This window comes from Achromobacter sp. ACM01, from assembly GCF_014851745.1.
In the GTDB taxonomy this organism is placed as follows: Bacteria; Pseudomonadota; Gammaproteobacteria; order Burkholderiales; family Burkholderiaceae_B; genus Achromobacter; species Achromobacter aegrifaciens.
In genome coordinates this window covers 613,879-633,009 of sequence record NZ_JACVAF010000001.1, presented here as the reverse complement: position 1 = coordinate 633,009, position 19,131 = coordinate 613,879, and the positions used below count along the sequence as shown (strand labels likewise).

20 protein-coding genes are annotated in these 19,131 nt (G+C 67.9%); 6 read left to right on the top strand and 14 right to left on the bottom strand.

The genetic code is table 11. The annotated features are described in order from the left end of the window. Window positions 1-100 precede the first annotated feature (100 nt). Genes panC through IB268_RS03010 form a run of 3 tightly spaced genes read right to left on the bottom strand, consistent with a single transcriptional unit; the run spans window position 101 to window position 2,087 of the window. The gene (panC, locus tag IB268_RS03020) at window positions 101-955 is read right to left on the bottom strand and encodes a pantoate--beta-alanine ligase (protein ID WP_054459288.1); all 855 of its coding nucleotides are present in this window, start codon (window positions 953-955) and stop codon (window positions 101-103) included. 36 nt (window positions 956-991) lie between these two features. Beyond that, window positions 992-1,882 (bottom strand): ScpA family protein, encoded by an 891-nt coding sequence (locus IB268_RS03015; protein WP_054459290.1) that lies wholly within the window; start codon window positions 1,880-1,882, stop codon window positions 992-994. Window positions 1,883-1,898: 16 nt separating this feature from the next. Further along, the gene (locus tag IB268_RS03010; protein ID WP_042796240.1) at window positions 1,899-2,087 is read right to left on the bottom strand and encodes a DUF3460 family protein; all 189 of its coding nucleotides are present in this window, start codon (window positions 2,085-2,087) and stop codon (window positions 1,899-1,901) included. 98 nt (window positions 2,088-2,185) lie between these two features. Between IB268_RS03010 and IB268_RS03005 the strand changes: the two genes are divergently transcribed. Both IB268_RS03005 and glpK read left to right on the top strand, forming a co-directional pair. Next, window positions 2,186-3,640, top strand: coding sequence for a DHA2 family efflux MFS transporter permease subunit (locus IB268_RS03005; protein ID WP_119451859.1), 1,455 nt, complete (start codon window positions 2,186-2,188; stop codon window positions 3,638-3,640). Then, window positions 3,627-5,153: a glycerol kinase GlpK gene (gene glpK, locus IB268_RS03000; RefSeq protein WP_119451860.1), complete on the top strand. Its 1,527-nt coding sequence runs from the start codon at window positions 3,627-3,629 to the stop codon at window positions 5,151-5,153. Before IB268_RS03005 ends, glpK begins: the two co-directional genes overlap by 14 nt. Window positions 5,154-5,832: 679 nt before the next feature. On the opposite strand, the gene IB268_RS02995 is transcribed toward glpK, so the two are convergent. The 6 genes from IB268_RS02995 to IB268_RS02970 form a co-directional block, all read right to left on the bottom strand. Beyond that, window positions 5,833-6,573: a 1-acyl-sn-glycerol-3-phosphate acyltransferase gene (locus IB268_RS02995; protein WP_054459385.1), complete on the bottom strand. Its 741-nt coding sequence runs from the start codon at window positions 6,571-6,573 to the stop codon at window positions 5,833-5,835. Next, the gene (locus tag IB268_RS02990; RefSeq protein ID WP_175212745.1) at window positions 6,570-7,859 is read right to left on the bottom strand and encodes a dihydroorotase; all 1,290 of its coding nucleotides are present in this window, start codon (window positions 7,857-7,859) and stop codon (window positions 6,570-6,572) included. Before IB268_RS02990 ends, IB268_RS02995 begins: the two co-directional genes overlap by 4 nt. After that, window positions 7,856-8,788: an aspartate carbamoyltransferase gene (locus IB268_RS02985; RefSeq protein ID WP_054459388.1), complete on the bottom strand. Its 933-nt coding sequence runs from the start codon at window positions 8,786-8,788 to the stop codon at window positions 7,856-7,858. Before IB268_RS02985 ends, IB268_RS02990 begins: the two co-directional genes overlap by 4 nt. A 21-nt stretch (window positions 8,789-8,809) precedes the next feature. After that, window positions 8,810-9,211 (bottom strand): Holliday junction resolvase RuvX, encoded by a 402-nt coding sequence (ruvX, locus tag IB268_RS02980; protein ID WP_054459420.1) that lies wholly within the window; start codon window positions 9,209-9,211, stop codon window positions 8,810-8,812. After that, window positions 9,204-9,791, bottom strand: a complete 588-nt coding sequence (locus tag IB268_RS02975; RefSeq protein WP_054459390.1) for a YqgE/AlgH family protein — start codon at window positions 9,789-9,791, stop codon at window positions 9,204-9,206. Before IB268_RS02975 ends, ruvX begins: the two co-directional genes overlap by 8 nt. Window positions 9,792-9,943: 152 nt before the next feature. Further along, a complete protein-coding gene (locus tag IB268_RS02970) occupies window positions 9,944-10,108 on the bottom strand; it encodes a rubredoxin (protein WP_003814980.1) in 165 nt (54 codons plus the stop codon). 155 nt (window positions 10,109-10,263) lie between these two features. Between IB268_RS02970 and IB268_RS02965 the strand changes: the two genes are divergently transcribed. The 3 genes from IB268_RS02965 to hemL are packed head-to-tail and all read left to right on the top strand — an operon-like array spanning window position 10,264 to window position 13,018. After that, on the top strand, window positions 10,264-11,073 hold the full coding sequence (locus IB268_RS02965; RefSeq protein ID WP_119452196.1) for a bifunctional hydroxymethylpyrimidine kinase/phosphomethylpyrimidine kinase: 810 nt from the start codon (window positions 10,264-10,266) through the stop codon (window positions 11,071-11,073). Continuing rightward, entirely contained in the window at window positions 11,070-11,735 is a 666-nt protein-coding gene (thiE, locus tag IB268_RS02960; RefSeq protein ID WP_054459393.1) for a thiamine phosphate synthase, read from the top strand. Before IB268_RS02965 ends, thiE begins: the two co-directional genes overlap by 4 nt. A gap of 5 nt (window positions 11,736-11,740) precedes the next feature. Beyond that, window positions 11,741-13,018: a glutamate-1-semialdehyde 2,1-aminomutase gene (hemL, locus tag IB268_RS02955; protein WP_054459395.1), complete on the top strand. Its 1,278-nt coding sequence runs from the start codon at window positions 11,741-11,743 to the stop codon at window positions 13,016-13,018. A gap of 34 nt (window positions 13,019-13,052) precedes the next feature. On the opposite strand, the gene IB268_RS02950 is transcribed toward hemL, so the two are convergent. Beyond that, window positions 13,053-13,805 (bottom strand): lytic transglycosylase domain-containing protein, encoded by a 753-nt coding sequence (locus IB268_RS02950; protein WP_054459396.1) that lies wholly within the window; start codon window positions 13,803-13,805, stop codon window positions 13,053-13,055. Between the two features lie 266 nt (window positions 13,806-14,071). Here IB268_RS02950 and IB268_RS02945 point away from each other — a divergent pair, with 266 nt between their 5' ends. Continuing rightward, window positions 14,072-15,814, top strand: a complete 1,743-nt coding sequence (locus tag IB268_RS02945) for a DUF342 domain-containing protein (protein ID WP_119452195.1) — start codon at window positions 14,072-14,074, stop codon at window positions 15,812-15,814. Between the two features lie 18 nt (window positions 15,815-15,832). Here IB268_RS02945 and IB268_RS02940 read toward each other — a convergent pair whose 3' ends face one another. Genes IB268_RS02940 through IB268_RS02925 form a run of 4 tightly spaced genes read right to left on the bottom strand, consistent with a single transcriptional unit; the run spans window position 15,833 to window position 19,128 of the window. Further along, window positions 15,833-16,639: an SDR family oxidoreductase gene (locus IB268_RS02940; protein ID WP_054459400.1), complete on the bottom strand. Its 807-nt coding sequence runs from the start codon at window positions 16,637-16,639 to the stop codon at window positions 15,833-15,835. Between the two features lie 13 nt (window positions 16,640-16,652). After that, on the bottom strand, window positions 16,653-17,264 hold the full coding sequence (locus tag IB268_RS02935; protein WP_054459402.1) for a cysteine hydrolase family protein: 612 nt from the start codon (window positions 17,262-17,264) through the stop codon (window positions 16,653-16,655). Beyond that, a complete protein-coding gene (locus IB268_RS02930; RefSeq protein ID WP_192353785.1) occupies window positions 17,261-17,794 on the bottom strand; it encodes an aromatic-ring-hydroxylating dioxygenase subunit beta in 534 nt (177 codons plus the stop codon). The genes IB268_RS02935 and IB268_RS02930 overlap by 4 nt, the downstream gene beginning before the upstream one ends. Further along, a complete protein-coding gene (locus IB268_RS02925) occupies window positions 17,785-19,128 on the bottom strand; it encodes an aromatic ring-hydroxylating dioxygenase subunit alpha (RefSeq protein ID WP_192353784.1) in 1,344 nt (447 codons plus the stop codon). Before IB268_RS02925 ends, IB268_RS02930 begins: the two co-directional genes overlap by 10 nt. Window positions 19,129-19,131: the final 3 nt, after the last annotated feature.

Genomic DNA, 19,131 nt, shown 5'->3' with positions numbered 1-19,131 from the left:
AATGTAGGATTGCACCGAGTCTGACCCGCCTCCCGCCACCACGTAAGCTGGTAGTTCTTTCAGGGGTGGACATGGACGCCACCCCCGCGGCCTTGCCGTCTCAGGCCGTGTAGGCCAGTTCCAGATTGTCGATCAGGCGGGTCGTGCCCAGCTTGGCGGCCGCCAGCGCCACCAATGGTTCGCCGGCCTGCAGGTCGGCGGCTTCGGGACGCTTGAGGTCGCGTTGGCGGCGCAGAGCCACGTAGTCCACCTGCCAGCCGCGCCGGGTCAGGGTCTCGACGGCTTCGCGCTCCAGGGCGGCGGCATCGCGTTCGCCCTGGGCCAGGCGCTCGTTGGCGTGCCGCAACGCGGCATACAACGCAGGCGCCTCGGCGCGGTCGGCGTCGCTGAGGTAACGGTTGCGCGAGGACAAGGCCAGGCCATCTTCGGCGCGCACGGTCTCGTGCGCCAACACTTCGACGGGCAATTGGAATTGGCGACACATGTTGCGCACCACCATCAGCTGCTGGTAGTCCTTCTTGCCGAACACCGCCACGCGCGGCTGCACGCAGGAGAACAGCTTCAGCACCACGGTGCTGACGCCTTCGAAGAAGCCGGGGCGGAACTCGCCTTCCAGGATATCGCCCAGGTCGTCCGGGGGCTGCACACGGAAGTTCTGCGGCTCCGGATACATCTCGCGCTCGTTCGGCGCGAACAGCACGTAGACGTCGCGCTCGCGCTCGAGCTTCTCGATGTCGGCGGCGAGCGTGCGGGGATACTGGTCGAAGTCTTCGTTGGGACCGAACTGCAGGCGGTTCACGAAGATGCTGGCCACCACCGGATCGCCATGCTGGCGCGCCAGCTTCATCAGGGACAGGTGGCCTTCGTGCAGATTGCCCATCGTGGGCACGAAGGACACGCGATTCTGGCCGCGCAGGTGATCGCGCAATTCCTGGATGGTGTGTACGACTTTCAAGGAGTTTCTCCGGGGTTGGGAGCAGCCCGGTGAGGATCAGGCCGCGACCGCCGACACGCTGGTGTAGGCCAGGCGCACGTAGATGGGAGCATAGGGCTCGGCCTGCGTAATTTCCAGCAGGGACTCGCGCGCCAGCTCCAGCATGGCGATGAAATGCACGACGACCACCGCCGCGGGCGCGCCTTCGCGGACGCGCTCCATGAACAGGTCGCCGAATTCCATGAAGCGCACGTCGTTCAGGCGCCGCAGGATATGCGTCATGTGATCGCGCACGGACAACTGTTCGCGCGTGATGTGGTGATGCTGGTTCAACTTGGCCCGCTTCATGATGTCGGCCCACGCCGCGCGCAAGTCGTCCACGCTGACCTCGGGCAGCATGCGCTCGACGCTCAGGTCGGCCACCGCCTGGCTGCTGACGAAGTCGCGGCCCAGCTGCGGCATCGCGTCCAGCTTCTGGGCGGCCAGCTTCATCTGCTCGTATTCGAGCAGGCGGCGCACGAGTTCGGCGCGTGGATCTTCCGGTTCTTCGCCGGTGTCGGTCTTCTTGACCGGCAGCAGCATGCGCGACTTGATCTCGATGAGCATCGCCGCCATCAGCAGGTACTCTGCGGCCAGCTCCAGGTTGTGGATGCGGATCTGCTCCACATACGACAGATACTGCCGCGTGACATCCGCCATGGGGATGTCCAGCACATTGAAGTTCTGCTTGCGGATCAGGTAGAGCAGCAGGTCGAGCGGCCCTTCAAACGCTTCCAGAAACACTTCCAGCGCATCCGGCGGGATGTACAGGTCCGTGGGCATCTGGAACAGCGGCTCGCCATACAGGCGCGCGAACGCCACGCTGTCGATCGTGTCAGGGGTGCTGTCGACGGGCGGTTCCACTAGCGCGGCCAGGGCGTCGCCCGGGACGGAAGCGTTTTGGGCCATGATTGCCGCAATGGGCTCAGTCGGCCTGGTAGACGTACGGCTTTTGCGGCACGCGGGCCGCGCGGAAGCCTTCCAGCAGCTCCGAGTCCTGCGGTTTGTCCCAAAGGCGGGCGCGGCCCTCGCGCTGGCGCTCTTCGGTGCCAGGATGCGATTTCTTGTAGTCCTTCAGGAAAAGGGTGATCTCGGATTCGTAGTTGGTCGCCATGGCACCAATTTCAATGGGTTTCGGATGTAGGGAGTTTACTTCACGGCGGCCCACCCCCCGGCGTTACAATCTCGCGGCACCCATCGCCCCCGCCCGCCATGTCCGCAGAAACCGCAGCAGCAGCCCGCCCCGCTCCTCTTTCCAGTGAGCAAGCCGCGCGCGCGGCGCGCATGATTCCCTTCATCGTGGGCTGTGCGCTGTTCATGCAGATGCTGGACGCCACCGTGGTGGCCACTGCCCTGCCAGCCATGGCCCACGCCCTGGGTTCGACCCCGGTACGGCTGAACGTGGCCATTACTTCCTACCTGCTGTCGGTGGCGGTATTCGTACCCGTCAGCGGCTGGGCGGCCGACCGCTACGGCGCGCGGCGGGTGTTCGTGGCGGCGATCGGCCTGTTCACGCTCAGCTCGGTGGCCTGTGCGCTGTCCCAGGATCTGCCGCAACTGGTCCTGGCCCGCATCGTCCAGGGGATGGCGGGCGCAATGATGGTGCCGGTGGGGCGCATCATCCTGCTGCGCACCGTACCCAAGCAGGACTTGCTGAAGGCCATGTCCTTCCTTTCCATTCCGGCCCTGCTGGGCCCCGTGATCGGACCGCCGTTGGGCGGCTTCATGGTCACCTACATGTCCTGGCACTGGATCTTCCTGATCAATATCCCTATCGGTATCCTGGGAATTTTCCTGGTGCTGCGCTACGTCGCGGAAATCCGCGAGGAAGCCGCCCCGCGCCTGGACTGGCCGGGCTTCCTGCTCAGCGCGATCTGCCTGGCGACCCTGGTCAGCGGTTTCGAGGCCATCGGCCGCGACGTCATGCCGCCGTCCGTGCTGCTGGGGCTGATCGCGGTCGGCACGATCTGCGGCCTGCTCTATGGCTGGCATGCCAAGCGCACCGAACACCCCATCATCGACCTGTCGCTGATGCGGATCCCCACCTTTGCCATCTCCACGCTGGGCGGCAACCTGTGCCGTTTCGCCGTGGGCGCCACGCCCTTCCTGCTGGCCATGCTGCTGCAGGTGGGTTTTGGCCTCACGCCGTTCGCGGCGGGCCTGATCACCTTCGCCAGCGCCGCGGGCGCACTGCTGATGAAGTTCGTGGCCACCCCCATCGTCAAGCACTTCGGCTTTCGCCGGGTCCTGACCGTGAACGCCGTGCTGGCGGGCGCGTTCATCGTGGTCTGCGGCGCCTTCACGCCCACCACGCCGGTGTGGCTGATGATCGCGATCCTGCTGGTCGGCGGCTTTTTCCGTTCGCTGCAGTTCACCGGGGTAAATACGCTAACCTATGCCGACATCCCCCCGTCCAAGATGAGCCGCGCCAGCAGTTTCGCCGCGATGGCGCAGCAGCTGGGCATCAGCCTGGGCGTGGGCGTGGCCGCGGTGACGCTGAACATCAGCATGTCCCTGCGCGGCGCGGAAACGCTGGCGATCCGCGATGTCGTCGCGGGCTTCATCGTCGTCGGCGTGCTGTGCATGGCTTCGACCTTCTCCTTTAGACGCCTCGACCCTCTGGCCGGGGCACACCTGAACGGCGCCAAACAAAGTGACGACGAATGAATTTGTCCTAGCCCTGGACCAGGGCACGACCAGCTCCCGCGCAATCGTGTTCGACCGTGAGGGCGTGGTGCGCGGCGTGGGCCAGCGCGAATTCCGCCAGCACTATCCGCGGCCGGGCTGGGTCGAGCACGATGCCAGCGAGATCTGGCATAGCCAGCTGGACGTGGCGCGCGAAGCCCTGCGCAATGCCGGCGCGACCGCCGCCGACATCGCCGCCATCGGCATCACCAATCAGCGCGAAACCACCCTGATCTGGGAACGCGCCACCGGCCGCCCGCTGGCGCGCGCCATCGTCTGGCAGGACCGCCGCACAGCGCCCATGTGCGACCAGCTGCGCCAGGACGGCCACGCCGATTTCCTGCAATCGCGCACCGGCCTGGTGCTGGACGCCTATTTTTCCGGCACCAAGCTCGCCTGGCTGTTGGATCACGTGCCGGGCGCACGCCAGATGGCCGATCGCGGCGAACTGGCCTTTGGCACGGTGGACACCTGGCTGATCTGGCAACTGACGGGCGGCGCGGTGCACAGCACCGACCCGAGCAATGCCTCGCGCACCATGCTGTTCGACCTGCACACGCAGGACTGGAACGACGAGATCCTGGCGCTGCTGAAGATCCCGCGCAGCGTGCTGCCCACCATCGCGCCCAGCAGCGCGGTGGTGGGTGAAGCCCTGCCCGAATGGTTAGGCGGTTCGATCCCGATTGCCGGCAACGCCGGCGACCAGCAGGCCGCCACCTTCGGCCAGGCCTGCTTCACGCCGGGCATGGCAAAGAACACCTACGGCACCGGCTGCTTCATGCTGATGAACGTGGGCGAAAAACCTGTGCAGTCCCACAACAACCTGCTGTCCACGGTAGGCTGGGGCCTGCCGCAGGCCGGCAACAGCGGCTGGCGCCCGACCTACATGCTGGAAGGCGGCGTGTTCGTGGCCGGCGCGGCGGTGCAATGGCTGCGCGACGGCCTGGGCATCATCCAGCGTTCGGAAGAAATCGAATCCCTGGCCGCCAGCGTGGCCGACACCGACGACGTCTTCATGGTCCCGGCCTTCGCCGGCCTGGGCGCGCCGCACTGGGATCCGTATGCGCGCGGCACGCTGGTGGGCCTGACCCGCGGCACCACCCGCGCCCACATCGCCCGCGCCACGCTGGAATCCATCGCTCTGCAAAGCGCCGAACTGCTGACCTGCATGAACGGCGACAGCGGCATCGCGCTGACCGAGCTGCGCGTGGACGGCGGCGCCGCCCGCAACGACCTGCTGATGCAGATGCAGGCGGATTTGCTGGGCGTCCCGGTGGTCCGCCCGCGCGTATCGGAATCGACGGCGCTGGGGGCCGCGGGGTTGGCGGGGCTGGCGGTAGGGTTCTGGTCGGGGCTGGAGGAGTTTGCCTCGAAGTGGCAGGCTGAGCGAACGTTCGAACCGACTTGGCCGGAGTCCGTGCGGGCTGCGCGGATGAAGCGGTGGCGGCAGGCGGTGGAGTTGTCCAAGGGGTGGTCGGATAGTGCTGGGAAGTAGGCGGGCTTTGTCGCTTCTGGCGATGTTGCTTCGTGGTATTGAGCTCGGCCGAGGCTGCGTTTGCATGGTTTCGAGGCGCCGTTCCAGTGCTTCGTAGGCCGCCCATCGGCGCGGGCGGCCGAGAATGACATACGTGATTTCTTGAATCTCGATTGTGTTCGCTTGCGCGAATGCGGCGAGTGGTTTGCTAATGGTCGCCAGCTCATGAGGGATGGGCGGTGATGGATGGCGCGCGGTGGCGAACTGCTTGCGCATGCTGACCGTCACGCGCGCCACCCATCCCGCACTGACGTTGAATGACGATGGTTGGCCAACCGACGCGCTTCAACGTCCCGCATACCCAAAATCACCAACCACCAGCGCGCAGCGCCAACACGCGACGCAAGACACCGCGTAAGCCCCAAAAGGCCGCCCGCGCGGCCGGCCTGGGGCGGGCCCCGCAAGACACGCCCCCAACCACTGCTCTAGCGGCACGACAAGCCAAGACGCACGTAGTCCGTCGTCGCGGGCGGCGTGGCGGCTCGCAACCTCGATGCGCCCGAGGGAATCTGAAGGGAAGGCCGAAGGCCTGGACGAAGATGACGACGGGGCAGTCCGGAGCGAACGCTCCGGACCGCAATCGTGGGCGCGAGCCGCCACGCCGCCCGCGACGACGGACGACCTACGAAGCGCCTATGCGCTACAGCACACTCGAAATCGCATCCCGCGCCTGATGAGACAACTCCAGCCGCGTAGGCAAACTCCCGTCCGGATGCCGCGCCGCCAACGGCGGCAGGAACACCACTTCGACGGCCAGTCCCGTCACCCCCAGCACCCGCCAGAGATTCGCGACCAAGGACTCTTCCCCCACGAACGCCGCGTAACCGCTGCGCTTGCCATGCTGCAGGAAGCGCAAGGCCACGGGCTGGATCTCGACGGCGGCCGAACGCGCCGGCTCGAACAGGCTGGCGTGGAAGGGCAGCAGTTCGAAACCCTCGCTCGTCGTGCCTTCGGGGAACAGCCCCACCGCGTCGCCCTGCTTGAAGCGGGCTTGCATGGATTCACCCATGGCGTGCACCGCGTGGCGCTGGCCGCGTTCGATGAAGAGCGTGCCGGCGCCGGCCACCAGCCAGCCGATGATCGGCCAACTGCGGATTTCGCTTTTGGCGACGAAGGACGTGGCGCGCGCCGAGTTCAGCACGAAGATGTCGATCCAGGACACGTGGTTGGCCACCAGCAGCACCGGACCGGTCAGGCGCGGCTCGCCCTTGAGGACGACCCGCAGGCCACAGAAAGCCATCAGGCAGCGCGACCAGCGGCGGTTCAGCCAGGCACGTGATTTGGGGCCGATCAGGGGATATACCAGGCCTACACACAAGAGGCCGAAGAGAATCCAGGGCACCACGAGGAACAGCCTAAGGACAAAGCGCAGCAGCTTCAAACCGGAGTCTCCCAGGCCAGGCTGCCACCTACCACGGTGGCGCGTACGCGGCCGGGCAGCATCATACCCGCGAACGGGGTATGGCCGCTGCGGCTTTGCAGCGCGCCGGGCATCACCAGCCATTCGGCTTCCAGATCGGCCAGGCACAGGTCCGCTGACGCTCCCACGCCCAGATGGCCGGCGGATGCGGCCAGCGGAGAAACGCTGGCCAGCACCGCGGCGGGGCCGCAAGTGACCCGCGCCAGTGCTTCGGGCAGAGGTCGGCGGTGGTCGCGCGCCCACTTCAGGGCCAGGGACAGCAGCAGCTCCAGTCCGGTAGCGCCGGGCTCGGCCAACGGGAACGGCACGGCTTTGGCGGCGTCGTCGATCGGATTGTGATCGGAGCACAGCGCATCGACAGTGCCGTCGGCCAACGCGGCCTGGATCGCGTCGCGATCGCGCTGGCCGCGCAGCGGCGGGTTCAGGCGGAAGTCCGTGTTGAAGAAGCCGATGTCCACGTCAGTCAGGTGCAGACTGTGGACGGACACGTCGGCCGTGACCGGCAGGCCCTCGCGCCGGGCGGCGCGCAGCAGTTCCAGGCCAGCGGCCGAGGACAGCCGCGTCAGGTGCACGCGCGCGCCGGTGGCGCGCTGCAGTTCAAAAATGGTGTGCAGGGCCACGGTTTCCGCCTGCGGCGGCAGCCCTTCGAGGCCCAGGCGCTCGGCGTAGGCGCCGCTTGCGGCGACCGCGCCGCGCGCAAGCCACGGATCCTGTGGTCGCAGCCACAGCGCCAGGCCCATGCCGCTGGCGTAGCGCATCGCGCCCCAGAACACGCGCGTATCGGCGATGCCTTGTTCGCCGTGCGTATAGGCGAGGCAGCCCGCCTGCGCCAGCAGGCCCATCTCGGCCAGCGTTTCGCCGGCCAGTCCCACCGTCATCGCGCCCAAGGGATGGACCCGGCATTGCCCGGCCTCGGCGTGGCGCATCAAGGCCTCGGCCTTGCCGGGTTCATCCAGCGGCGCGCCAGGGTCCGGTGGCAGCACCAGCCGGGTGACGCCACCGGCAAGCGCCGCGCGCAGTTCGGCAGCGGCGAAGGCCGCCGCGCCCGGTTGCGTGACGCGCGCGGACAAATCGATCAGGCCCGGCAACACCGCCAGCCCGCTGGCGTCCAGCGAGCGATCCGCTTGAAAACCGTCGGGCGCGCGGCCCACGGCGACGACGTGGCCGTCGGCGATGTAGAGGTCGTGCTGTCCGTCCACCGCGTTGGCGGGATCGATCAGCCGGCCATTGGCGATATGCAGCCTCACGACGCGTCTCCGGTCAGCAATTCCAAGGCGGCCAGACGCAGATGCTGCTCGATATCCTCCAGCCGCGCCTCGATGGGCGCCAGGCTGGCCGACACATCGCCGTCGACCTCGATGCCGGGCGTCAACACGCCCGCCGGCAGCAGCAGGGCATCGGAGCGGGCCGCGGCCAGGGCATCCGGCGTCAGGCCGTAGGCCTGCGCGTATTCGCGTGCGGAAGGGAGTTGCGCGCCGCTGATGCCTTCCACTTGCAAGGGCAGCGCGATGATGACGTCTGCATCCTGCAAGCCCTCGCGCAGCGAGGCGCAGGCGCGCACGCCGAGCTGCGGCAGTCCGTCGGGCAACAGGGTGCGCGGCGCGGCGGCGCGGACTTCGGGCACGCCCAGCGTGGTCATGGCATGGATGACGGAACGCGCCACGCGCGAGTGGCGGATGTCGCCCACCAGCGTCACGGCCAGGTTGGTCAGGTCCTGCCGCGCGTCGAGCATGGCTTGCACCAGCGCCAGCGCGGGCAAGGGATCGGCGTGGCAGCCGTCGCCTGCGTTGAGGATGCGCAGGCCCGGCGCCGCGTGCGCGGCCGCGCAATGCGCCGCGCCGCTGGCGCCATGGCGCAGCACCAGCAGGCCCGGGGCCAGGCGCGAGACGGTTGCGGCCAGCGCGTCGCCAGCCTGCGGATCCAGCATGACCGCAGACAGCGACACGCGCTGCGCGGCGGCGGCAAAGGCATCGCGGTCTTGCGTGGACTCATCGGGCAGGCACAGGAATACCGGCATCGCGGACGACGGGCCGGCTGGCGCCTCTCCCGTTGTATCGCCGCGCGCCGCCCAGGCGCGCGCCGCGTCCAGCAGCCGTTCGACGTGCCTGCGGGGCAGCCCTTCGGTGGTCAACAGGTGTATCAGTTCGCCGCGGCGATCGAGTTGCGGATTGAGCATAGGCAGTCCGGACCGCGTGCATCAAGCCGCAGGCAGGGTGTCCAGGTATCGTTGCAGGATAACAGCCGCCGCCATCGCGTCGTCCGCCGCATGGGTGCCCAGCAGGCGCTGCGCCTCCATGCTGGAACCGCGTTCGTCGACCAGTTCGACGGCGAGGCCGAAGCGGCCGTGCAATTGATTGGCAAAGCGGCGGCAGCGCGCGGTGGCGGGTTGCTCGCCGCCGTCGGCGTCCAGGGCCAGACCCACCACGACACGGTGGGGCTGCCACTCCTGCAAGAGCGCCGCGATGCGGCCGAAGCGCGCCTCGCGGACTTCGCTGAAGATGATTTCCAGCGGACGCGCCTGGCGCGTCAGCGTATTGCCGATGGCGATGCCGATCTTCTTCTCGCCGAAATCGAAGGCAAGCAGGGTCTCTTCAGGCATGTCCGGCATCGCCCGCCAGCATCACCGGATCGATGCCCAGCAGCTTCAGCGCGGCCGGATAGCGTTCCTCGGGGGGCACGTCGAAAATGATGTCGTCGTCAGCGCCCACGCTGAGCCAGGCGTTCTGCGCCATCTCGCTCTCGAGCTGGCCCGCGCCCCAACCGGCATAACCCAGCGTGACCAGCATGCGGGCCGGCCCCTTGCCGTCGGCCACGGCCTGCAGCACGTCGCGCGAGGTGGTCAGCGCCATGTCGCCCAGCTTGATGCTGGAGCTGTAGTCGCCGGCCGGCGCGTGCAGCACGAAACCGCGGTCGGTCTGCACCGGACCGCCAAAGAAGACCAGGGTGTCCTTCACGGGACCGATCTCGAGCGTCAGGTCGATGCGCTCGAACAAGGTGCCCAGCGTCAGGTCGGTGGGCCGGTTGATGACCAGGCCCAGCGCGCCACGTTCGGTGTGTTCGCAGACATAGATGACCGAACCCGCCAGGCTGCCTTCCACCATGCCGGGCATGGCGATCAGGAACTGGTTGGCAAAATTGGCTGCCTGCGTCGCGGCGTCTTCGTGATGTTTTTCCGTCATGGCAACCCCTACATGGGTAATCTGAAAGAACCGTGGGGAGGCCGCGCGTATCCAGCAAGCATCATGCCTGGCGGCAGTCGGGTCCACGGTTGCGAGGGATGGGGCCTAGCCCCATCTTACGAGCCTTGGCGGAATATGTCGGCGCTATGGCCTCAGATTTCCATCAATTCGAAGTCCTCTTTGCGGGCGCCGCATTCAGGACAGACCCAGTTCGGGGGCACGTCTTCCCAGCGGGTGCCGGGCGCAATGCCTTCGTCGGGCAGGCCGGCCTCTTCGTCATAGACCCAGCCGCAAATCAAACACATCCAAGTACGCATAGTTCTCTCTTACATCAATCCAGGCCCTTGCCCGGCATCAGGGCAAAGGTGAGGGGCTTCCATTAGAATGGGGACAATCTTACCGAAACCCAATAGGGGTTCCCCTGATTCACCGCAAATGAGTCCGGGCGCCCCCCCACTCTAACGCTGTCCAAGTGGCCCCCGTTACTCCCCCTCTCGTTTTGGTCTTCGGTCCGCTCGATCCCTCGGGTTCCGACGGCTTGCCGGCAGATGCCGTCACTTGTGCCGGCCTGGGTTGCCATGGCCTCGCGGCCGTGACCGCGCTGACCGTGCGGGATACCGCCGGCATCGAAGAAATCCATCCCGTTACACCCGACCTGCTGGACGATCAGGCACGCTGCCTGCTCGAAGACATGTCCGTGCAGGCCATCAAGGTGGGCGGACTATACACCGCGGAAACCGCCAGCGTCGCAGCGCAGATCGCCGCCGATTACAGCCAGGTGCCGCTGGTCCTGCATCTGGGCCAGCGCGCCCAGCCGCCGGCCGACGCCGCCGACGAGGACGATGCCGACGACCTGCTGGCCGCCACCCTGGAGCTGGTGCTGCCGCAGACGGACCTGCTGATCATCGAGCACCTGCGTCTGGCGCAGTGGCACGCCGACGGCGACATTGATATCGGGGACGCACCGACACCCATGCACGCCCTGCTGGCGGCGGGCGCGGAATGGGTCCTGGTTCTGGGCAGCCCGCAGCGGCCCGGCCACTACGCCAACATGCTGCTAGGCCCCAACGGTCAGACCGCCACCCTGCCCTGGCAGGCGCCCCCGGACCGCAACGGCGACGCCGGCGGCGTGGCCGCCACTGCCATCGCGGCCATGCTGGCTCGCGGCCTGGAAATGCCGGAAGCCGTGCGCCAGGGGCTGGCGCACGCCGACGCGGCAGTCGCCGCCAGCTTCCTGCCGGGCATGGGCCGGCGCATTCCCAACCGGATTCCCTCCCAATGAAAGCGCTGCGCTTCCCCACTGGCCTGTATGGCGTCACCCCCGAATGGGACGACACCGATCGCCTGCTGCTGGCGGTGCGCCAGGCCGCCGCGGGCGGCATGCGCTCGCTGCAGCTGCGCCGCAAGAACGTGCCTGACGCCGTGCGCGCCGCCCAGGCCCGCGCGCTGGCGCCGCTGTGCCGCGAGCTGGGCGTAGTCTTCCTGATCAACGACGACTGGCGCCTGGCGCTGGAAGTGGGCGCCGACGGCGCGCACGTCGGCCGCGAGGACGAAAGCCTGGCGCGAATCCGCGCCGAGGCCGGTCCCGACCTGATCCTGGGCGGCTCCAGCTACGACGACCTGGGCCGCGCGCAGGAACTGCTGGCCGCGGGCGCCGATTACATCGCCTTCGGCGCCATGTATGCCTCCACCGTCAAGCCCGACACCGTGCGCGCGCCGCTGTCGGTGCTGACCGAAGCCCGCCGCCTGACGGACACCTGCGACGCCCCCCGGCCCGCGGTCGTCGCCATCGGCGGCATCACGCCCGACAACGCGCCGTTGGTGGCCCAAGCGGGCGCCGACGCCATTGCCGTCATCACCGCGCTATTCGAAGCGCCCAGCATCCGCGCCGCCGCGGCCGCATGCTCCGCGCCCTATTCCGCAAACCCCAACCGCAAGCCTTGAACGCCATGTCCAGTAACGCTCAGCTTTTCGAACGCGCCTGCCGCAGCATCCCCGGCGGCGTCAACTCGCCCGTTCGCGCCTTCCGCTCCGTGGGCGGCACGCCGCGCTTCATCAAGCGCGCGCAGGGCCCGTACGTGTGGGACGCGGAAGACAAGCAGTACATCGACTACGTCGGTTCCTGGGGCCCGGCCATCCTCGGCCATTCGCATCCTGAAGTGGTGCGCGCCGTGCAGGACGCGGCGGTCAACGGCCTGTCCTTCGGCGCTCCCACCGAAGCGGAAATCGAGCTGGCCGAAGTGCTGATCTCGCGCCTGCCCTCGCTGGAGCAGGTGCGCCTGGTCAGCTCGGGCACCGAAGCGACCATGACGGCCATCCGCCTGGCCCGCGGCGCCACCGGCCGCGCCAAGATCGTGAAGTTCGAAGGCTGCTACCACGGCCATTCGGACAGCCTGCTGGTGAAGGCGGGCTCGGGCCTGCTGACCTTCGGCAACCCCAGCTCGGCCGGCGTGCCGCCGGAATTCGTTTCGCACACGCTGACCCTGGAATACAACAACCTGGACGCCGTGCGCGAGGCTTTCGCCCAGCATGGCGCCGACATCGCCTGCATCATCGTCGAGCCGGTCGCCGGCAACATGAACCTGATCAAGCCGGCCCCTGGCTTCCTGGAAGGCCTGCGCGAGGTCTGCACGCAGCACGGCGCGCTGCTGATCTTCGACGAAGTCATGACCGGTTTCCGCGTCGGCCCGCAAGGCGTGCAAGGCCTGACCGGCGTCAAGCCCGACATCACCACGCTGGCCAAGGTGATCGGCGGCGGCATGCCGGTGGGCGCCTTCGGCGGCAGCGCCGAGATCATGAAGCACATCGCCCCGCTGGGCGGCGTCTATCAGGCCGGCACGCTGTCGGGCAACCCGGTGGCCGTGGCCGCGGGCCTGGCCACGATGCGCCTGATCGCCGCTCCGGGCTTCTACGACAAGCTGTCGGCCCAGACCGCCAAGCTGGCCCAGGGCCTGCAGGAACGCGCCCGCGCCGCGGGCCTGGCCTTCTCGGCCGACTCGGTGGGCGGCATGTTCGGCATCTACTTCAGCGATAAGGTCCCGACCTCGTTCGCCGAAGTCTCGGCCTGCGACACGGCGGCGTTCAATCGCTTCTTCCATGCCATGCTGGACCACGGCGTGCACTTCGCGCCGTCCGCCTTCGAAGCGGGCTTTGTCTCGGCCACGCACGACGACGCGGTGATCAAGTCCACCCTGGACATCGCCGAAAAGGTCTTCGCGTCCATGTAACGACGCCGGGGAGCCGGCCCGCGGCCGCTCCCCTTCAAGGCGCCTTGTAGTGCTCGTACAAGGCGGTCACATCCCGCACGTACGCCTGGGTTTCCGCATAGGGAGGCACGGCGTCATATTTGCGCACCGCCCCTTCCCCCGCGTTATAGGCCGCCAGCGCCAGATCCAGCCGGCCCGGATACTGGTCGATCAGCCGGCGCAGATGGCGCGAGCCCGCGTTCACATTGGTCGCCGGATCCACCAGCGCCGTCTCCACGTCAGCCACTGAAAGCAGCGGCGCCGCGGTGGCAGGCATCAGTTGCATCAGGCCCAGCGCCCCCTTGGGCGAACGCGCATCGCTGCGAAAGCCCGATTCGATTGCGATCACGGCCCTGAGCAAGGCCTGGTCCACGCCCGACTCCCGGGCCGCCCGGGCAATCAGCCCATCATGCGCCTGCGGCACCTTCAGGTCTTCCCAACGCTGCGCGCGCGAGGCAGAGGCCAGCGTCACCAGGCGCGCGCCATCGCCGGACTTGGGCTCGCAGTCCAGACAGACCTTCATGCTGCTGCCGCGCCAGGCGGTCCTGGCCTGCGCCCGCTTGTAATACTTGGCGTAACCCGTGGGCACCTTCATCGACCGCCACACGCCATAGGGATCCTTGTAGCGATAGATGTCGGCCGCCTGGGCGGAACCGGCGGGCGCCAGGGCCAGAACGCCGCTCACCAGGGCCGCCAGCGCCGCCATGCCCGCGGCGCGCGCCGCGAAGGCGCGCAGGGCCGGCAGGACGGGACAGGGATGGCGGTGCATGGGCGGCTCCGGCGGCGTCCGAAGACGCGGAATCGAGCTCCTATGCTGCTGCGGCAACGCCCTTTTGTCGCTAGTACCGACGCCCTAGTCCTGCCCGGACGGTCGCCATCCCAGGGGCAAACAGGGGCAGAACTAGGGCATGCGGCGGAATTTGCCCCACCTACTTTCCAGTAGCCTATAACGCTTGGGATAGAATATGACTTAATATTTCCTATGATTACCAAATAATTTCACCTGGCAGAAACACCAGGCTGGAGAGAGGCAAGATGGACGCAGAAAACACGCTCCGGCTGACGCTGGACGCCACGACCAACGTCCTGACGGCGGTCTACACGCCGCCCGCGCGTCCCGACTCGGCGGATTCCGCCCTGGCGCCCGCCTCGCCAGCCGAGACAGACGGCGCAACCGCCCTGGACACCGAGGTCAGCGTCGCGGTCGACGACGACGAACCGCGTCCCAACGTCAATGCCGACCTGCCCAGCTGGGACACCCTGGCAGCGGCGGCCGTCGCTCAGGGCTGGGGTGCCGAGGCGCTGGACAGCCAGGCCGTCCTGACCTTCATCGACCTGTGCCGCCACGCCAACGAAACCGTGAAGGCCCCGGTCGGCCAGGTCATCGACGGCTCACTAGAGCTGGAACTGGACGCCGAGCGCATGTCCGCCCTGCTAACCCTGCTCCCGCCCAAGGGCGGCAAGCCCGTCACGTTGGAAGCCGTGCGCCAGGTGCTGGCCGAACGCGGCATTGTCCACGGCATCCTGGAACAGGAGCTGATCGACGCCGTCACGCAGGGCCGCCGCGAAACCACGCAGATCGCCCGCGGCACGCCGCCCACCCGCGGCACCCCGACGCGCTTCGAAAGCCTGCTGGACCGCCTCAAGCCCCGCGGCCAGGATATCGACGAACTGGCCCAGGTCGACTACCGCGACCTCGGCAGCCTGCTGCTGGTCACGCCCGGCATGCCACTGATGCGGCGCACGCCGCCCCTGCCCGGCGTGGACGGCAGCACCGTGCTGGGCGAACCGATCCTGCCCAACGAACTGCCTGACACGCCGTTCGCCAGCGACCTGTCCGGCGCCGCCGTCGACCCGGAAGATCCGCTGCTGCTGCGCGCCACCATCGCCGGTACGCCCACCCTGGTCAGCCACGGCGTGCAGGTCAATCCGCTGGTCGAAGTCGACGCCGTCAACCTCAGCACCGGCAACATCCATTTCGAAGGCTCGCTGCTGGTGCGCGGCGACATCGCCGCCACCATGGAAGTCCACGTGACGGGCGACGTGATGGTCAACGGCACCATGGAAGCTGCGCTGGTCGAGGCCGGCGGCAACGTCACGGTCAAGGGTGGCATCATCGGCCTGGCCGAAGCCCTGCAAGACGCCACCGCCGCCGCGCGCACCGCGCGCGTCGTCTGTGGCGGCGCACTGCGCGCCAAGTTCATCGAAAACGCCGTCATCAGTGCAGGCAAGGACGTAGACGTGGAGCGCGAAATCCGCCAGAGCAGCATCGCGGCCGGCGGCAGCGTCAACGTCGGCCCGCCCAACACCCAGCAAAGCGCCATCACCGGCGGCCAGACCCGCGCCATGCAGGCCGTACGCGCCGGCACTATTGGTTCGCCCTCGGGCATCCCGACGCTGGTGCAGGCCGGCCTGGATCCGCATGCCGACATCAAGCGTTCGGCATTGGCGCGCAAGCGCCAGAAGATGCACGAGGAAAAATCCAAGCTGGAGCAACTGCTGATGTTCCTGAAGGCCAATCCTCAACGCGCCCCGGGCGACGTAGCCGACCGCGCCCGCAACACCCACGTCAAGCTCAGCCAGGACCTGCTGGCGCTGGACGCGGAGGAAGCCCAGCTGGTGCTGGACCTGCAGCCCCTGGCCAGCGCCACCATCCAGGCCGCGCGCCGCTTCTGCGGCGGCGCGACGATTCAGGTGGGCAACAAGGTGCAGGAATTCCTGGAAGACCAGATCGGCGGCAAGGCCGCCGTCGAAGAAGGGCAGATCGTCATCCGCTGATCCTGCCCGCTGGCGCCCTCAGGGCGCCAGCTCCTTGAACCAGGCGCGCGGCGAAATGCCGCGGTCCGGCCCCAGGATGGAAAAGCCGCCGTCCACGGGTATGTCCACACCCGTCATCCACGAAGCCGCGTCGGAGCAGGCGAAGCACACCGCCGCGGCGATCTCCTCGCCCGACCCTACCCGCCCCAGCGGATGGAAATGCGCTCCCACCGCGTCCGCCGCCGGACGCGAACCGCCCGACAACTGTTCCACCGACGGCGACCAGGTCCAGGCCGGCGACACCGCCAGCACGCGCACGCCGGCCGGCGCCAGCTCCACCGCGAAGTTCTTGGTGATCTGCAGCAGCGCCGCCTTGGACGCCGGATAAAGCGCGCGCCCGGCCGCGCCGAACTTGCCGCCGGTGCTGCCCATGTTCACCACCACGCCGCCGCGCGGCAGCAGCGGCGCAGCCAGTTGCGTGAAGATGGCCGCCGACACCAGGTTGGTGTCCAGCGTGTTGTGCCATTCCTCGCGCGACGAGGCCAGGCCCCGGTCCGCGTACTGGCAAGCGTTGTTGACCAGGATATCCAGCCGTCCGAAACGCGCCACGGCAGCATCGATGCAGCGCTGTATCTGCGCGTCCTGCCCGATGTCGGTTTCGCAATACAGCGCACGGCCGTCCAGCTCGTCTTCGAGCTTGCGGCCGGCCTCGGCGTTGCGCCCGACCAGCACCACGTTGACGCCAGCCGCGGCCAGGCCGCGCGCGATGTCCGCGCCCAGTCCCTGGGTGCTGCCAGTGACGATGGCGGTCTTGCCGGCCAGCCCGGGAAAGCCTGTGAAATCCATGATGAATCCTTGATCAATGAGGCGCGGCGGCCCAGCGCACAGCTTCCGCCACCGGCCCGGTTTGCGCAATCAGGCGCATGCTGGCCAGCGACGCGTCGTGCACCGCCGGGTCGGCGGACGCGCAGGCGTCCTGCGCCACCATGACCTCGAAGCCGATGTCGGCCGCATGGCGCACCGTGCCCTCCACCACCGAATGCGTGGCGACGCCTGCCACCACCAGCCGACGCGCGCCCAAGAGCCGCAGGGTCTCTTCCAGCGGCGTGCCGTAGAAGGCGCTGATGCGGGTGTGCTTCACCACGAACTCGCGCGCGCTGCCGGCCAGCGGCTGCAGCCCCTCGTAAAACGCGCTGCCCCACTGCCCCTCCGGCACCGCGCCGATGGCGGCCACGTTGCGGAAGATGGGGCAATTGGCCATCAGGTCGGCGTAATCCGGCCGGAATGCGATGCGCACGTGCACGATGGGCAGATCATGCGCCCGCGCCCCCGCCAGCAGGGCCGCCGCGTTGTCCAGCAGGCGCTGGCGCGCCCCGCTGTCCGCATCCAGGCCGACACGGATCTTGCCCTCGGGGTGCAGCACGTCGTTCTGGAAGTGCAGCGCCAGCACCGCGGCGTCGGTCGCAGTCACACGAACACCTCGAACACGTCGTGCACGTCGTCGCAATTGACCAGATCCACCCGCTTCATGCGGATACGCCAGCTGTCGCCCTCGGCGGCCAGCTTATGGGTATAGCGGCCCGCCAATTGGCGCGGCTGGCGCTTGCGCCATTCGGTCATCTGGAAGGTGGAATGCACCACCAGATTACCGCCGGCGTCCACGCCCTCGATCTCCACCGCGCCCACCAGCCGCGCGCTGCGCGTGGGCGGCTGCTGCGACCAGTTGCGCGGATGCTCCAGCCGGCGGATGCGCACGTCGCGCAGCATGCGGTCTTCCCAGAACAGCGAGATGTGGTCGTAGGGGCTCTGCTGGCCCGCCGTGCGCGGCATCCAGTACATGCCGTCGGCGGTCCACAGCGCCTGCCAGTCCTCGTAGCGGCGTTCGTCCAGCAGGCGGGCCTCGCGGTACAGGAACTGCGCGATGCGGTGATAGGCGTCGGCCGGGACCTCGGCCGGCGACAGGCCTTCCGTGCTCACGTCGAAATCAAGGTCTAGCAGCATGAGCGGTCTCCGGTGGCGGCTTCGGCGGCGGCGGGGCCGGCTTCCATATAGGTCTTCCAGGCGTCGAACTGGTTGCGCATGGGCAGCTCGCTGGTGCCGTTGACCGACACCAGGCCTTCGCTATCGCTGCGGTCGCTGCCGTGGTAGCGGTGCATGCTGACCCATTCACCGCCTCTCGTGGCGTTGCCTTCCTGGCAGCGGTTGTAGAGTTCGATGTCGTCCGGCATGACGTTGGACGAAGGCGAGTTAATGACGTTGGCGTACAGCATGGCGCGCTTGAAAACGCCGTCCGGCGCGCCCTTGCAGCGGAAGGTCTGAATCTCGATCATGGTGCGGTCGACGGCGATGGGTCGGATCACGCGGAACTGCTGGAACACCGTGTGGGGCGAGCCGCTGCCGTAGATCACCGTGTTGTGGCGGTTCATGCCCAGGATCTCGCGGGCGCGCGTCTCGCCATAGGCGGCGGTCAGGGTTTCGAAATGCGCGCGCGACACCGGGTCGCGCTCGGCCGCGCCCGGATTGAAGATGCCTTCCATGTAGCCGTGGCCGTTGGGATAGGCGCGCAGCTCCAGCTTTTCCCAGAATTCGTAGGGTTCGCCGTTGCCGTCCATGATGTGCAGCTCCAGCGGCATCTCGCCCATTTCCTTGGCTTCGTCGCGGGCCGCGGCATACGACGATTCATGCGTGACGCGGGCATGCATGGTGTCGTGCAGGTTCTCGTAGAACACCTTCCAGTTGGAACGCTGCATGACGCGGAAGATGCCACCGGCCACTTCCACCTCGCCCACCGGCGAACGGTCGCAAAGATTGTCGATCGACGAGCGCACGCCGCCCAGGAAGTGTTCCAGCGCCGGGCCGTCCTTGGCCTGGCTGGCGAATACGAAGCCGCGATAGCTTTCCACGCGCGCTACCCGGCGCATCGAAAAGGACGGATCGGCGGGATCGTAGGCCGTACCCTCCAGCCCCTGCTTCAACGGCACGCCCAGATGGCTGCCATCCAGCTTGAAGGTCCAGGCGTGGTAGGGGCAGCGGAAGAACTTGCCGACGCAGCCTTCGCCGTCGGCCACTACCTTGGCGCCCTTGTGCGGGCAGCGGTTGTACAGCACATGCACGCGGCCGTCGGTGGCGCGCACCATCAGCACGTCCTGGTCGCCCAGGCGCGTGGTGTGGTAGTCGCCCGTCTTGGGCACCTGGCTTTCGTGCCCCACGTAGATCCAGGCGCGGCCATAGATCCGCTGCATCTCCAGGTCGAAGATGGCGGGGTCGGTGTAGACGCCGCGGTGCACGCTGTCGCCGCGCACCATCGCGGCCAATTGCTCTTCGGTGTATGACATGTC

Excerpts from the sequence above, each read along its gene's own strand:
- IB268_RS03015 (WP_054459290.1), bottom strand. The coding sequence starts at position 1,882 with ATGGCCCAAAACGCTTCCGTCCCGGGCGACGCCCTGGCCGCGCTAGTG.
- IB268_RS03010 (WP_042796240.1), bottom strand. The coding sequence starts at position 2,087 with ATGGCGACCAACTACGAATCCGAGATCACCCTTTTCCTGAAGGACTAC.
- IB268_RS03005 (WP_119451859.1), top strand. The coding sequence starts at position 2,186 with ATGTCCGCAGAAACCGCAGCAGCAGCCCGCCCCGCTCCTCTTTCCAGT.
- IB268_RS02985 (WP_054459388.1), bottom strand. The coding sequence starts at position 8,788 with ATGCTCAATCCGCAACTCGATCGCCGCGGCGAACTGATACACCTGTTG.
- ruvX (WP_054459420.1), bottom strand. The coding sequence starts at position 9,211 with ATGCCTGAAGAGACCCTGCTTGCCTTCGATTTCGGCGAGAAGAAGATC.
- IB268_RS02975 (WP_054459390.1), bottom strand. The coding sequence starts at position 9,791 with ATGACGGAAAAACATCACGAAGACGCCGCGACGCAGGCAGCCAATTTT.
- IB268_RS02970 (WP_003814980.1), bottom strand. The coding sequence starts at position 10,108 with ATGCGTACTTGGATGTGTTTGATTTGCGGCTGGGTCTATGACGAAGAG.
- thiE (WP_054459393.1), top strand. The coding sequence starts at position 11,070 with ATGAAAGCGCTGCGCTTCCCCACTGGCCTGTATGGCGTCACCCCCGAA.
- hemL (WP_054459395.1), top strand. The coding sequence starts at position 11,741 with ATGTCCAGTAACGCTCAGCTTTTCGAACGCGCCTGCCGCAGCATCCCC.
- IB268_RS02950 (WP_054459396.1), bottom strand. The coding sequence starts at position 13,805 with ATGCACCGCCATCCCTGTCCCGTCCTGCCGGCCCTGCGCGCCTTCGCG.
- IB268_RS02945 (WP_119452195.1), top strand. The coding sequence starts at position 14,072 with ATGGACGCAGAAAACACGCTCCGGCTGACGCTGGACGCCACGACCAAC.
- IB268_RS02940 (WP_054459400.1), bottom strand. The coding sequence starts at position 16,639 with ATGGATTTCACAGGCTTTCCCGGGCTGGCCGGCAAGACCGCCATCGTC.
- IB268_RS02930 (WP_192353785.1), bottom strand. The coding sequence starts at position 17,794 with ATGCTGCTAGACCTTGATTTCGACGTGAGCACGGAAGGCCTGTCGCCG.
- IB268_RS02925 (WP_192353784.1), bottom strand. The coding sequence starts at position 19,128 with ATGTCATACACCGAAGAGCAATTGGCCGCGATGGTGCGCGGCGACAGC.